Source organism: Saccharothrix sp. DSM 118769, from assembly GCF_052936295.1.
This window is the reverse complement of sequence record NZ_CP193627.1, coordinates 6,773,380-6,786,360: the sequence shown is the minus strand read 5'-3', so window position 1 is coordinate 6,786,360 and position 12,981 is coordinate 6,773,380. Positions and strand designations below refer to the sequence as shown.

Below are 12,981 nucleotides of genomic sequence, written 5' to 3'. Positions count from 1 at the left end.
ACCCTGCTTGATCATCGCCAGTCCGGAGGGGGAGAGCGTGGCGGACCGGGTCGTGATCGAGGAGCACGTCGTGGCAGGCGCCGGGGACGGGCCGTACGCGCTGACCGCCGGCCCGGACGGCGCGCTGTGGTTCACCCTGGTGCACGCCGCGCGCATCGGGCGGCTCGTGCCGGGCGGCGAGGTGGCGGGGTTCCCGCTCGAACCCGGCAGCGCGCCGACGATCGTGGTCACCGGGCCGGACGGCGCCCTGTGGTTCACCGAGTACGGCGCGCACCGCATCGGGCGCGTCACCGTCGACGGCGAGGTCACCGGGTTCCCGCTGGCGGACGGCTGCGGGCCGTTCGGGCTCGCGGTCGGACCGGACGGCGCGCTGTGGTTCACCGAGTCGGCGGCCGACCGCGTCGGGCGCGTCACCGTCGACGGCGAGGTCACCGGGTTCCCGCTGCCGGTCGCGGGGGCGTTCCCGTCCGCCATCACGGCCGGGCCGGACGGCGCGCTGTGGTTCACCCTGAACCAGGCGAACGCCATCGGCCGGATCACCGTCGACGGCGACACCACCCTCCACCCCCTGCCCACCGACGCCGCCGCGCCGGTCGGCATCACGGCCGGGCCCGACGCGCTGTGGTTCGTCGAGATCGCCGCCGGGCAGGTCGGGCGGATCACCGTCGACGGCGAGGTCACCGAGTTCCCGCTGCCCGACCGGGCCGCCCGCCCGCACGCGATCACCGCGGTCGGCGGCACGTGCTGGTTCACCGAGTGGGGCGGCAACCGGATCGGGTCGGTCACCGCGGACGGCGTCGTCACGACGCACGACCTGCCGTCGCCCGGTTCCGAGCCGCACGGCATCGCGCTCGGCCCGGACGGCGCGCTGTGGGCGGCGCTGGAGACCGGCGCGCTGGCGCGGATCTCCACCTCGCGGTGAACCGGGTGGGGGCGCCGGCCGTAGTACCACCCAGCGGGAACCGGTACCGCGAGCGGTCGGGCGATGGGAAGCTGGGAAGTGTCGATCTGTGGCCTGCGCCCCGACCGCGGGGTGCGCGCGTGAAGCGGCGGCTCGCGTCGTGGCTCGGGGTGACCGCGTTCCTGCTGGGGCTGTGGCAGCTCATGTCCCCGGTGGCGGTCGGCCTGGGCTTCACCGACCAGCGCAACGGCATCCGCGACGCCGTGGTGGCGGGCGCGGTCGTGGTGGTGGTGTCCCTGGTGTGCATGATGGCGCCCCTGGACGCCCGCTGGGCCGGGCCCGTGCTCGTCCTGTCCGGCTGGTGGATCGCCGCGAACCCGTGGCTGAACGGCATCCGGCAGACCGAGGTCGTGCCGCTGGCGAACGCCCTCGGCATCGGCTGCGCGGTGACCGCGGTCGGCGTCGCGATGACCCTGGTGACCAGGCCGCGCTGACCGGGCGGTGTCGATCGGGCCGCGCTGACCAGGCGGTGTCGACTGGGCCGTGCTGACCGCGGTCGGCGCTCAGCGCGGGCTTCGCGCGTCGCGGTCCGGCACCGCCGCGCGGCGGGTGCCGTTCGCGGTGAGCGCGATCGTCGCGGTCACCCACACCGCGGCCAGCAGCGCGCTGCCGAGCACGTCGGTCGGGTGGTGCAGGCCCGAGTAGAGGCGTTGCAGGGCGACCAGGACCGGCACGGCGACGCAGAGCGCCACCACCACCCACCGCCACCAGTGCCGCGTGCCGCGCACCGCCAGGTACGCCGTCAGCGCGCCCAGCACGAGCGTCGCGGCCACGTGCCCGGACGGGAAGCTCGACGTGGGCGGCAGGTCGTCGGTCGACCGGGTGGCCGGCCGCGCCCGGTCCACGATCGCCGTGGTCAGCAGGAACAGCGTGATCTCACCGGTCATGCCCGTCACGACGACCACCGCCGGCCGCCACGCCCGGGCCACGGCCAACGACGTCACGCACACCACGACCGCCGCGGCGACCACCGCCGACGTGCCGCCCACCGTGCCGAACGGCATCAGCACGGCGTCCCAGAACGGGGTGCGGCGTTCGGCGAACCACGCCGACACCGCCCGGTCGAACGCGGGCGGCGCGTCCGGTCCCGCCGCCGTGAGCAGGCGGCCCAGGCCGAACAGCGCGCACAGCAGCAGCGCCCACACGACCAGCAGTTCGGCGGCCACCCGCCACGGGTGCGCCACCGCGGGCACGTGCCCGCGCGGCACCGGCCTCAGGTCGTCGGCGGCGTCCGGTGCCACGCCGTGCACGGGCGGCGCGTCGGGCAGCCCGACGTCGCGCCGCCACCGCCGGAACGCCTCCGCCGTCAACCCCAGCCACAGCAGGCCCAGCAGCCAGCCCGCCAGCACGTCGGTCACGAAGTGCACGCCCAGCGCCACCCGCGTCACGCCGACCACCACGACCGCGGCCACGACGACCGGGCCCGCCACCACCCGCACCCGGCGCACCGACCCGAAGACCAGCAGCAGCACGCCGTACGTGGTGAGCGAGCCCAGCGCGTGCCCGCTGGGGAAGCTCGGCCCGGGGGCGGACGCCACCACCACCTCGACCAGCGGCCGCAACCGCCCCACGGCCTCCTTCACCGCCACGCCGAGCACCCCGGCCCCCAGGGCGGTCACCGCGACGTACACCGCCTCCCGCCGCCGCCCGCGCACCAGCAGCCACAGCACCCCGAGGCCGCCGACGAACATCAGCGTCGAGGTGTCGCCGAGCCGCGTCAGCGCCTCCAGCACGCCGACGACCCCGTCGTCGGCCGCCACGACCCGGGTCGCCCAGTCGGCGACCAACTGGTCCACCCCGCCCGCCGGCGACCACCGCACCAGCAGGAACACCAGGGCGAAACCGGTGCCCCCCAACGCGGCCACCACGAGGGACGCGGCGAACCGCTCTGCCACCAGCACACCCGGACGACCGCGCGCCACGTCCCCTCCTCAGGGTTGATCACCCCTGGGCGTGCCCACGCGCGGCGTTCGCGAAACCGCCGGGCGTGAGCGGGCGCACAACGGTTTGGCCCGGAAGGACCCGTCGTCTAGGCTTCGTGGCGCAAGCGAAGGGGAGTAGCCCCCAACGTCCCGGTCGACACACTGACCCGTTCACGGGTCCGGTCGGGCGGCCTCGGTCACCGGGGCGGGCGAGACCTTCGATCCAGGCACAACACGTGCCGGGTCGAGGTCGCCCACGTCGCGCCCCGGTCCGGCCGCAGGATGAGGGACCGGTTCCAATGGATGCAGTGCTAGTCGGCACGACGCTGTCGTTCTGGGTGATCTTCGTCGCGGAGCTGGGCGACAAGTCCCAGCTCATGGCCCTGACGTTCGCCACCCGCTTCAAGGTGTGGCCCGTGCTGCTCGGCATCACGCTGGCCACCGCGCTCGTGCACCTCGCGTCGGTCGGCATCGGCCACGGCCTGGGAGCGGCGTTGCCGACCGGGTGGATCGCCCTGGTGGCGGCGTTGGCGTTCATCGGCTTCGGGTTCTGGACCCTGCGCGGTGACACGCTCACCGAGGAGGAGAAGTCCAAGGCGCAGCGCGTGACGAAGTCCGCGGTGATCGCCGTCGGCACCGCGTTCTTCCTCGCGGAGCTGGGGGACAAGACGATGCTCGCCACCATCACCCTGGCCACCGACCACGGCTGGTTCGGCGTGTGGGTCGGCTCGACCCTGGGCATGGTGGCGGCGGACGCGCTGGCGATCGTGGTGGGCCGCGCCCTGGGCCGCAACCTGCCGGAGAAGGCGATCCGCTACGGCGCGGCGGCCCTGTTCTTCCTGTTCGGCGTCTGGCTCGCGATCGACGCGGTGCGCCAGCTCGCCTGATCCCGGCACGGCGCCCGCACCCACCCCGGTGGCGGGCGCCGTGCCGGTTCCCGGCGCACGCCTCAGCGCTTCGCCTCGATCAGGAACCGGGTCGAGTGGGCGACGAACGAGCCCTCGCGCACGATGTGCTCGTGCAGGTCGGCCAGGCGCGAGCGGTGGGCGGCGGCGGTGAAGCCCGGGACGATCCAGATCACCTTGCGCAGGAAGTGGACCACGGCGGCGATGTCGAAGAACTCCACGCGCAGCGTCTCCGGGCGCAGGTCCACCACGGTCAGGCCGGCCCCGCGGGCCTCCTCGGCGGTGCGGTCGGGGTCGCGGTCGTCGCCGATCGGCTGTGGCCCCATGATGAAGTCGGTCAGCTCGTGCACCGAGCCCGGACCGACCTGCTGGGACAGGTACGTGCCGCCGGGTGCGAGCACCCGGGCGACCTCGGCCCACGGCGTCACCACCGGGTGGCGGCTGACCACCAGGTCGAACGCCGCGTCGGCGAACGGCAGCGGACCGTCGTCCGGCGCGGACACGACCACCCCGCCCAGCGGGGCCAGGTTCCGCTGCGCCACGGCCAGGTTCGGCGGCCACGACTCGGTCGCCGCCAGCACGCGCGGCGGGCGCGGAACGGTCGCCAGCACCTCACCCCCGCCCGTCTGCACGTCCAGCACGGCACCCGCCTCGGCGGTGCGCGCCGCGAGGAGCCGCGCGTAGCCCCACGACGGCCGCTGCTCGGTGGCGCGGCCCTCGAACCAGGAGAAGTCCCAGCCCTCGACCGGGACGGACTCGCCCTCGGCCACCAGGTCGTCGAAAGTCATGCCCCTCAGCCTGACGCGGTCCGGGCGGGACCGCCACCCGTTTTCCCCTTCGGTGGAAGGGTGTTCGCTCGTCCACAGTGGATTCGGGTGGTCGTTCACCGTCGCGGGAACAGCACCTGCGGCAGGGCGAGGGCGCCGGACAGGCCCGACGACTGCCCGGCGATGCGGTCCGCCAGCGCCGGGACGAACGGGGTCAGCTGGGTGGCCAGGGTGCGGCAGGCCGTCAGGAGCGCGGCGAGCACCGCGTCCAGCCGCGCGCCCGCGCCCCGGTCCCCGGCCCGTTCGGCGCGGGCCAGGTCCCACGGGTGCTGCTCGGCGGCGAACCGGTCGGACTCCTCGACGACCCGCCACACCGCCGCGATCGCGCGCGGGAAGTCGAAGTCCGTCAACGCCTCGTGCACGAGGTCGGGCGCGTCGCGGCAGGCGGCGGTGAGCCGGTCCGCGCCCGGCGCGGCGGTGGTGGACGCGGGCGGGCGGCCGTCGCGGTAGCGGTGGACCATCGTCACGGCCCGGTCGACGGTCTTGCCGAGCGTGCCCGCCAGGTCCCGGTTCGCGGCGGTGACGAGCCGGGAGGCCGCCGGGTCGGCGGACGCCTCGCGCAGCAGCCACCACCGCACCGCGTCCGCGCCGTACCGCGCGGCCAGGTCGAGCGGGTCGAGCGGCGAGCCGGCCAGGTCGTCGTGCACCAGCACGTCGGTGGGCGTCGGCAGGCCGGCCGACAGCAGCAGCGCGGGCCAGGTGAGGGCGTGGAACCCGAGTTCGGCCCGGCCCACCACGTGGACGCGCCGGTCGCCGTCCAGCCACCAGCGCCGGAAGTTCGGCCCGTCGGCGGCGTACCCGAGGCTGGTCAGCGGCCCCCAGTGGCCCTCGCCGGGGTCGTCGGGGTCGCCGGGCGTGTCGGGTCCGGCGGGCGGGGGACCGGTGGGCGCGATCCGCAGCGCGCCGGACGCGGCGAGGCCGCGCACCCGTTCGACGTGCCGCGACGCGTCGCCCGTCGCGCGCCGCAACCGCTCGACGCCCGCCGCGTGCCGGGGGTCGTCGCCGTCGAGGAAGTCGGTGGTGGACAGCGCCAGCGGCTCGCGCAGCGCCGCGAACGCGCCGCCCGCGCCGACGGTGCCGGTCAGGAAGCGGACCTTGTCGCCGCGCATCCGGTGGTGCCGGGCCAGCACGTCGGCCTGCACGGCGCCCAGGGCGTACCCGAGGTCCGGCAGGCGTCGGCCGGTGCTCGTCGTGACGTACACGCGCGCCACCGCCCACCTCCTCGGTCGGCTGACGCTAGCAGCGCCGGCGCGCCGGACCCGCCTGGATTTCGGCGGGCGCGGCGCACCGACCGGCAACGGCCGCGCTCAGCCCTTCAGGTGCCGGTCGAAGAACGCCGCCACGTGGGTGCGCCGCGCGGTGGCCGCGCGCACCGGGTCCGTCCCGACGTGCACGTGGCGCAGGTGGTCGTGGCGTCCCGGCTCGCGCCAGGACAGGTCGGCGTCACCGCCGCAGGTACCGGCGCTCACCAGCAGGAACGGCCGGTCCGGGCAGGTGGTGGCGATGCTGCGGGCCGTGCGCGCGCACGCGGTGCCGTCGTCCAGGCCCGCGCCCGCGCCGACGCGCGGGTCGGTCCCCGCGGTCCGGGCCGCCGCGACGCCGCCCGCCGCGCGCCCGAGGACGCCCACCCGAGCCAGGTCCACCGGCAGCCGGTGGGTCAGGCCGGCCAGGTGGTCGAGCACCGAGCGGAGGTCCGCGACCCTGGTGGCGAGCACCGCGGCCGGCACCCCGGCCGGCTCGGGCGCGTGGTCCACCGAGACGTGGTCCACCGAGACGTGGTCCACCGAGACGACGACGTACCCGCGGCTGGCCAGCTCCTCGGCGACCGGCGTGCCCTCGGCGCGCGACCGCCCCGCGCCGGGCGAGAACAGCACCACGGGGTAGCGCCCCCCGGCGGCCGGCGCGTCCGTGCGCGAGTTGGTGGTGAGGCCGCGGGTCGGTGCCCCCGGGGCGGACCCGGCGGCGCCCAGCGCCTCGGCGGCGGCCGTCGCCGTGAGCCGGGCGAGCGGGGCGAGGCTGGGGCGCGCCGGGTAGTGGACGCTGACGACCAGCTCGCGCGGCGCGCCGGCCACCCGAGGGTCCGGTCGCCCCTGGTCCGCGAGGTGCAGGTCGGTCACGCCGACGGGGTGCGGTCCGGTGGGCGCGGGCAGGCCGGTCGTGACCCTCGCCGCGCCCGCCGCCGGCCTCGGGCGGGGGACCTGGGTGAGCGAGCTGGTGTTCGTCGGCATGAGGGCAACGCTAGGGAACGGGAGCACCCCTCGTATCGGGAGTGTCACCCAGAGCTACCCTGAAGTCACCCTGAGGGGCAGTGGGTGCGGTGGTGGACATCCTCGTCGCGCTCGACCACGACCCGGCGGGTCGGGACCGGGCGCTTCGGACCCAGCGGAGGCTGATGTGGACCAGGTGGGGGACGGCAACGCGCTCGCGGGCCCGCTGGCGGAGGTGTTCGCGGTCGACCTGACGGCCGCGCGGGCCCGCTGCGGCGCGTGCGGCGCGACGGGGCCGGTGACGGCCCTGAGGGTGTACGGCCAACCGCCGGCGCTGGTCGCCCGGTGCCCCGGTTGCGAGGAGGTCGTGCTGCGGGTCAACCGGAGCCCGGGCGCGGTGTGGCTGGACCTGCGCGGCGCCGCGTCGCTGCGCATCGACCTGGCCGACCAGGGCCTGCCCGACCGGGACCCGCCCCACCAGGACCCACCCCACCAGGACCCGCCCCGTCAGGACCCGCCCGGCTAGCCCTCGACGATGTTGCGGTAGCGGATCGGCGTGTAGCCGCTCGCCGTCTCCGCCGACCACGTGCGCTCCACGGGCGCCGTGCCGTCCGGGCCGGTGTGCTCGCGCACGACGGGCTGCGTCCGCGCGGCGTCGGCCCAGCGGATGAACAGGGCGACGTGCGTGCTGCGGTTGAGCGCGTCGCCCGGTCGCAGGTCGGCGTGCCGGATCTGCGTGGACACCTCGCCCAGCGAGGACGTGTTGCGCGACACGGCCAGGCCCCACGCCATGGACAGGAAGCCCGAGCAGTCCGACCGGTAGCTGCCGTGCTGGTTGCCGTGGCAGCGGCCCTGGCCGTAGGGCGCCCGCTCGTCGATCCACGACTGCGCCCTCGCCTGGGCCTCGCTGCGGGACGTGGCGCGGTCGGCCGCGTACGTGTCGCAGGCGGCCGCCTCGCGGATCGCGACCTGCGCCGCGGCCGGGACGGCGGCGGTGCAGGCGAGCGCTGTCGCAACGGCGGTGATCAGGGTCTTCATCGTGGGTTCCTCTCCCCTCGCGGCACTCCTGGGAGCGGTGTTCCCGGCGCTCCGACCGGATGACCGCAAACCGCACGTAAGGGGGATTTCGCCCGGTGGCCCGGTTGTGCTCCGCACCACCACCGCGACGGTCCACAGTGGAGTGGCCGACCGGCGGGGACGTGCTCCCGCCGGTCCGCCGAGGACACCTCATATGCTGGGTGGGTTGGCTTACAGGGAGGCGGGGACGGGTGCGGTACGCGGCGATCGGCGACAGCTTCACGGAGGGGCTCGGGGACGACCTGCCCGACGGGTCCTCGCGCGGGTGGGCGGACCTCGTGGCCACCGGGTTGGCCGCCGCGCGCGGTGAGGCGGTGGAGTACGCCAACCTGGCCGTCCGGGGCAGGCTGCTCGCGCCGATCGTCGGCGAGCAGCTCGACGCGGCCCTCGCGCTGGACCCGCCGCCCACGATGATCACCCTCAACGGCGGCGGCAACGACATGATGCGCCCCGGCGTCGACGAGGGGCAGCTCGTGGAGCTGACCGGGCGCGCCGTGCGCCGCTGCCTCGACGCGGGCGTGCGCCTGGTCCTGCTCAGCGGGGCCGACCCGTCGGAGCGGCTGCCGTTCGGCCGCACGGTCCACCGCCGGGGCGTGGCGCTGACCGCCGCCGTCGCGGAGCTGGCGTCCCGCCACGACCTGACGTTCGTCGACGTGTTCAACGACGTGGAGATCCGCCGGCCCGGCTACTGGTCGCCGGACCGGCTGCACCTCAACGCCGCCGGTCACCGGCGCGTCGCCGCGCTCGTGCTGTCCGCCCTCGGCCACGCCACCGAGGCGGAGGTCCTCGACCCCGACCCGCCCGCCCGGCGCGGCCCGCTCGCCGAGGCCAGGTACTACCGCGAGCACGTGCTGCCCTGGCTCACCCGCCGGCTGCGCGGGCGCTCCTCCGGCGACGACCGGGCCGGCAAGCACCCGGCCTGGACGCGGGTCGAGGCGCTGCCGAGGGTTTGACCTTCACCCCGGGTGAAGCCCCACGGTGGTGCGGACCGGGCGAGGCGCCCGGTCCGGGGAGGGGCGGGCCGTGGAGCTGCTGACCATCGGGGCGTTCGCGCGGGCCTGCCGCCTGACGCCCAAGGCGCTGCGGCTCTACGACGAGCCGGGGCTGCTCACGCCCGCCAGGGTGGACCCGCTGTCGGGCTACCGGCTGTACTCGCCGGACCAGCTCGACCGGCCCCGCCTGGTCGCGTGGCTGCGCCGGCTCGGCATCCGGCTACGCGGGCGAGCGGCTGCTCGCCGTGGCCGACGGCTTCGGCGCCAGGGGCGAACCGCTCAGCACGGCCGCGATCGGGGCGCCGGCCGCGCTGGACGCCCCCGTGCCGGCGGGGGAGCTGCTCAACGCCCTGTCCGACGCCGTGCGGCGGGCGGCGGGCGCCGTCGGCGACCACCTGTCGGCCGACCCGGTCGACGAGTGCAGCGGCACCGCGCTCACCGCGCTCGTGCTGTCCGGCTCGCGGCTGGGCCTGGTGCACGTGGGCGACGCGCGGGCGTACCCGCTGCGCGGCGGCGAGCTGTTCCGCATCACGCACGACCACACCGCCGTGCGGTCGCTGATCGCGGAGGGCGGGCTCACCGGGGAGGAGGCGCTCACCCACCCGCAGCGGTCGATGCTCGTGCGCGCCCTGACCGGTGGGGAGGTCGAGCCGGCCGACGGGGCGGGCGGTCCGGACAACGTGGTCTGCGTCGTCGCCGACGTGGTCGTCGGCTGAGACGGGGCCCGGGGCCGGGATTTCCCGGGTCCCGGGACCCTCTCGTCGGGCGGCGTCCGGGATCGTCCGGGATTTCCCCGAGCGTTCCTCGGTTCACGCAGGATCGGTGGCGCGGTGGGGCCACTCGGACGACGAGCGGTCCGCCGTTCGGGGGCCGCGCCCGCGCACCAGGTGGACTGGGGGGTGATGGCGGTGGCCCGACCGGGCACGCACCGGCCGGGCCACCGCCATCACGCACCACCGGCGGTGAGGTGGGCGCGGACCTCCCCGGCCTCGGGCATGCCCAGCTCGGCGTACATCCCGGCCGCGCGGGCGAAGTGCTCGCGCGCGCCGGCCTCGTCGCCGAGGGCGCGCTGGGCGTGCCCGAGACCGGCGTGCGCGCGGGCCCGCTGGTCGCGCGCCCCGATGTCGGCGGCGATGGCCTCGGCGGCCTCGTGGTGCGCCACGGCCTCGGCCGGTCGCCCGGCGGCCAGCGCCGCCTCGCCGAGACCCGCGAGCGCCCACGCCTGACCGTCCCGGTTGCCCATGTCGCGGTGCGCGTCCAGCGCCCGCCCGTAGTGCCCCGCCGCCTCGTCCGGGCGGCCGAGGCGGACGTGCAGCGTGCCCAGCCCGTCGAGCACCCACGCGACGCCGTCGTGGTCGCCCACCTCCCGGTACAGCTCCAGGGCTCGGCCCAGGTGCTCGCCCGCCGCGTCGAGCCGGCCGAGGGCCGACTCGACCTCGCCGAGGTTGAGCAGCGTGTTCGCCTCGCCGGTGCGGTCGCCCGTGCTGCGGAACAGCGCCCACGCCTCGCGGTGGCGCTCGGCGGCCTCGGCCCGGTCGCCCTGCTTGGCCAGCAGGTGCGCGATGATGTTGAGGCCGTGCGCCTCGCCGAGGCGGTCGCCGGTGCGGCGGCACAGCGCGAGCGCCCGCCGGGCGTGCCCCACGGCGGCGGCGCAGCGGCCGAGCCGCTCCTCCACGATGCCCAGGTTGTGCAGCACGCGGCCCTGCCCCACCAGGTCGTCCACCCGCTCGAACAGGACGAGGGCGCGGCGGAAGTGGTCGGCGGCCGACTCGTGGCTGCCCCGCTGCATGTGCGCGGTACCCAGGTTGCTCAGCGCGTTGGCCTGCGCGGTGGGGTCGGCGAGGTCCACCGCGGCGCGGTGGGCGTGGCCGTGGACGGCCAGCGCGTCCCCGCAGTGCCCGCCGGTCAGGTAGCGGTACAGCGTGGTGGACAGCCGCGTGGTGTGCTCGGGCCAGCCGTGCGCGGCCGTGTGCGCCGCCACCGCGACCAGCGTGGGCCGTTCGGCGTCCAGCCAGTCGCGCGCGGCCTCGCGGTCCTCCAGGGCGGGCACCGGTGACGACGGCGGCCCGACCCTGGGCCGCAGGTCGGCCTCCGCCGGGGACAGCACGTCCATCGCCGCCGCCGACGTGGCCAGGTAGTGGTCGAACAGCCGGGTCAGCGCGGCCCGGCGCTCGGCGGGCCGGTCCTCGTCCACCGCGCGGCCCGAGGCGTGCGCGCGGACCAGGTCGTGGAAGCCGTACCGGCCGGGCGCGGGCCGCTGGAGCAGGTGGTCGCCGCACAGGTCGTCCAGCAGCCGCCGGGCGGTGGCGAGGTCCGTGCCCGCGAGCGCCGCGGCGGCGTGCCCGTCGACGTCCGGCCCGGGGTGCAGCGCGAGCAGCCTCAGCAGCCGCCGCCGGTCCCCGGGCAGGTGCCGGTACGACAGGTCCAGGGCGAGTTCGACGCCGGAGTCCAGGCGGCGGTCGCGGTGGCGCTCGTCGAGGCGGTCCGCGTGGTCGGTCAGGGTCCAGCCGGGCGTGGCGCGGACGTGCCCGACGACCAGGTCCAGCGCCAGCGGCAGGTGGCCGCAGCGGTCGGCGACGCGCGCGGCGGCCCGCGGGTCGGCGCCGACCGGGACGCCGCGCACCGCGTCGCCGAGGAAGCACGCGGCCTCCTCGGCGGCGAACACGTCCACGGCCAGGTGCCCGAACCCCGGGCCCGGCAGGTCGCGCCGGCTGGTGACCAGCGCCGGGCAGCCCGGGGTGGCGGGCAGCAGCGGCCGGACCTGGTCGGTGGTGGCGGCGTTGTCCAGCACGACCAGCGTGCGGGTGCCCGCGAGTCGGTCGCGGTAGGCGGCCGTGCGGCCCGGCAGGTCGTGCGGCACCTCGTGACCGGGCACGCCGAGCAGCCGCAGGAACCCGTCCAGCACCGCCGCCGGGTCCGCGGGCGGCTGCGCCGGGTCGGGGTGGAACCCGCGCAGGTCCACGAACAGCACCCGGTCGACCACGCCGTCCCGCCGGGCCAGGTGCGCGGCGCGCACGGCGAGCCGCGTCTTGCCGACGCCCGCCATCCCGGCGAGCACGGTGACCGCGCCCTCCTCCAGGGCGCGCCGCAGGGCCGCCGACTCGGCCGTGCGACCGGTGAACCCGGCGGGGTCGGCGGGCAGCACGTCCTGCACGCGGACCTGGGACGCCGCCGCGGCCTCGCCGCCCACCACCCGCAGCGCCTGCCGCCACTGCGCGACGTACCCGACGTCCGGGTGCAGGGCGTGCACGACGGCCAGCACGAGGTCGGTGTTCACCCGCCGCCTGCCGAGCTTGAAGCAGTCCGCGACGGTCGTCTTGCGCGCCAGGTCCGACGCGGGCCGCCCGGTCGCCGCCCACCCGGCGTTGACCCGGTCCTTGACCACCTCGTAGGACGGGTCGCCGGCCCAGACCTTCAGCAGCCGCAGGCGTTCCACGAGGTCGTCCAGCGATCCGGCGCCACCCGGGTCGGGCACCGCGGCGAACGGGTCCGGGGAGAACGGGTCGGCTGCGTCCGGTGGGTGCGGCATGCCCTGCTTCCTGGTGCGGGGAGCGCGGGGGTGGTCGCGACCGATCCTAGGGCGGACCGCGCGCCCCCGCCGGTGGCCGCCTCTAGGGTTGCGGTCGTGATCGCTTACACGGACCAGGAAAGCCGCACGCTCCGCACCGCCGTCTACGGCGCCATGGTGCTGGTGTCGGTCGCGGAGGAGGGCTCGCTCGACCGGGAGAGCCACGCCGGCATCAGGGCGATGGCCGCCCTGCCGCCCGCGGTGCGCGAGGCGGTCGACGCGGGCGCGCCCGAGCTGCCCGCCGGCGGCATGGCCGACGTGGAGCACGGCGTCCTCGCCGCCCTGCGCGCCTCGGTGACCTTCCTCGCCGACCGCTCCGCCGCCGAGGCCGACGCCTTCGCCGAGGCCGTGGTCGCGATGTGCGCGGAAGTCGCCCGCGCGGACGGCCACGTGGGCCGCGACGAGCACGCCGCGGTGACCAGGGTCCGCGCCGCCCTGGGCCGCTGAGCCCGAACGGCCCGCTGTCCGACCGGATCGCCTCGACTGTCGTCGTCCACGCCGCCACCGCCTCCACTGCCACCG

The 12,981-nt window shown here is 76.8% G+C and carries 13 protein-coding genes and 1 pseudogene; 8 read left to right on the top strand and 6 right to left on the bottom strand.

Annotation, left to right across the window (positions count from 1 at the left end):
* Positions 1 to 37 precede the first annotated feature (37 nt).
* Together ACRAKJ_RS28170 and ACRAKJ_RS28165 are read left to right on the top strand one after the other, a co-directional pair.
* Positions 38 to 922 (top strand): virginiamycin B lyase family protein, encoded by an 885-nt coding sequence (locus ACRAKJ_RS28170; protein ID WP_438925032.1) that lies wholly within the window; start codon positions 38 to 40, stop codon positions 920 to 922.
* A 119-nt stretch (positions 923 to 1,041) separates the two neighbouring features.
* The gene (locus ACRAKJ_RS28165; protein WP_438925013.1) at positions 1,042 to 1,395 is read left to right on the top strand and encodes an SPW repeat domain-containing protein; all 354 of its coding nucleotides are present in this window, start codon (positions 1,042 to 1,044) and stop codon (positions 1,393 to 1,395) included.
* A 69-nt stretch (positions 1,396 to 1,464) separates the two neighbouring features.
* Here the strand turns inward: ACRAKJ_RS28165 and ACRAKJ_RS28160 are convergent, their stop codons facing one another.
* Positions 1,465 to 2,883 (bottom strand): phosphatase PAP2 family protein, encoded by a 1,419-nt coding sequence (locus ACRAKJ_RS28160; RefSeq protein ID WP_438925014.1) that lies wholly within the window; start codon positions 2,881 to 2,883, stop codon positions 1,465 to 1,467.
* 299 nt (positions 2,884 to 3,182) lie between these two features.
* Here ACRAKJ_RS28160 and ACRAKJ_RS28155 point away from each other — a divergent pair, with 299 nt between their 5' ends.
* Positions 3,183 to 3,770, top strand: a complete 588-nt coding sequence (locus ACRAKJ_RS28155) for a TMEM165/GDT1 family protein (RefSeq protein ID WP_438925015.1) — start codon at positions 3,183 to 3,185, stop codon at positions 3,768 to 3,770.
* 62 nt (positions 3,771 to 3,832) lie between these two features.
* Here the strand turns inward: ACRAKJ_RS28155 and ACRAKJ_RS28150 are convergent, their stop codons facing one another.
* From ACRAKJ_RS28150 to ACRAKJ_RS28140, 3 genes are all read right to left on the bottom strand, one after another.
* Positions 3,833 to 4,576, bottom strand: a complete 744-nt coding sequence (locus ACRAKJ_RS28150) for a methyltransferase domain-containing protein (RefSeq protein ID WP_438925016.1) — start codon at positions 4,574 to 4,576, stop codon at positions 3,833 to 3,835.
* 95 nt (positions 4,577 to 4,671) lie between these two features.
* A complete protein-coding gene (locus ACRAKJ_RS28145) occupies positions 4,672 to 5,826 on the bottom strand; it encodes a class I tRNA ligase family protein (RefSeq protein WP_438925017.1) in 1,155 nt (384 codons plus the stop codon).
* 96 nt (positions 5,827 to 5,922) lie between these two features.
* On the bottom strand, positions 5,923 to 6,843 hold the full coding sequence (locus ACRAKJ_RS28140) for an alpha/beta hydrolase (protein ID WP_438925018.1): 921 nt from the start codon (positions 6,841 to 6,843) through the stop codon (positions 5,923 to 5,925).
* Between the two features lie 166 nt (positions 6,844 to 7,009).
* Here ACRAKJ_RS28140 and ACRAKJ_RS28135 point away from each other — a divergent pair, with 166 nt between their 5' ends.
* Entirely contained in the window at positions 7,010 to 7,348 is a 339-nt protein-coding gene (locus ACRAKJ_RS28135) for a DUF6510 family protein (RefSeq protein WP_438925019.1), read from the top strand.
* Here ACRAKJ_RS28135 and ACRAKJ_RS28130 read toward each other — a convergent pair.
* Positions 7,345 to 7,860: a hypothetical protein gene (locus ACRAKJ_RS28130; protein ID WP_438925020.1), complete on the bottom strand. Its 516-nt coding sequence runs from the start codon at positions 7,858 to 7,860 to the stop codon at positions 7,345 to 7,347. The two genes, ACRAKJ_RS28135 and ACRAKJ_RS28130, sit on opposite strands and share 4 nt — an antisense overlap.
* Before the next feature lie 230 nt (positions 7,861 to 8,090).
* Here ACRAKJ_RS28130 and ACRAKJ_RS28125 point away from each other — a divergent pair, with 230 nt between their 5' ends.
* The 3 genes and pseudogenes from ACRAKJ_RS28125 (at position 8,091) to ACRAKJ_RS28115 (ending at position 9,607) form a co-directional block, all read left to right on the top strand.
* The gene (locus ACRAKJ_RS28125; protein ID WP_438925021.1) at positions 8,091 to 8,852 is read left to right on the top strand and encodes a GDSL-type esterase/lipase family protein; all 762 of its coding nucleotides are present in this window, start codon (positions 8,091 to 8,093) and stop codon (positions 8,850 to 8,852) included.
* A 25-nt stretch (positions 8,853 to 8,877) separates the two neighbouring features.
* Positions 8,878 to 9,057: pseudogene (locus tag ACRAKJ_RS28120) on the top strand (MerR family DNA-binding transcriptional regulator); the annotation flags it as partial.
* Positions 9,058 to 9,136: 79 nt separating this feature from the next.
* Positions 9,137 to 9,607 carry a PP2C family protein-serine/threonine phosphatase gene (locus ACRAKJ_RS28115; RefSeq protein WP_438925022.1) on the top strand — a complete coding sequence of 157 codons (471 nt, stop codon included), beginning with the start codon at positions 9,137 to 9,139 and terminating at the stop codon, positions 9,605 to 9,607.
* Between the two features lie 230 nt (positions 9,608 to 9,837).
* Here ACRAKJ_RS28115 and ACRAKJ_RS28110 read toward each other — a convergent pair whose 3' ends face one another.
* Positions 9,838 to 12,420 carry a tetratricopeptide repeat protein gene (locus ACRAKJ_RS28110; protein WP_438925023.1) on the bottom strand — a complete coding sequence of 861 codons (2,583 nt, stop codon included), beginning with the start codon at positions 12,418 to 12,420 and terminating at the stop codon, positions 9,838 to 9,840.
* 96 nt (positions 12,421 to 12,516) lie between these two features.
* Between ACRAKJ_RS28110 and ACRAKJ_RS28105 the strand changes: the two genes are divergently transcribed.
* Positions 12,517 to 12,906, top strand: a complete 390-nt coding sequence (locus tag ACRAKJ_RS28105) for a hypothetical protein (protein WP_438925024.1) — start codon at positions 12,517 to 12,519, stop codon at positions 12,904 to 12,906.
* Positions 12,907 to 12,981: the final 75 nt, after the last annotated feature.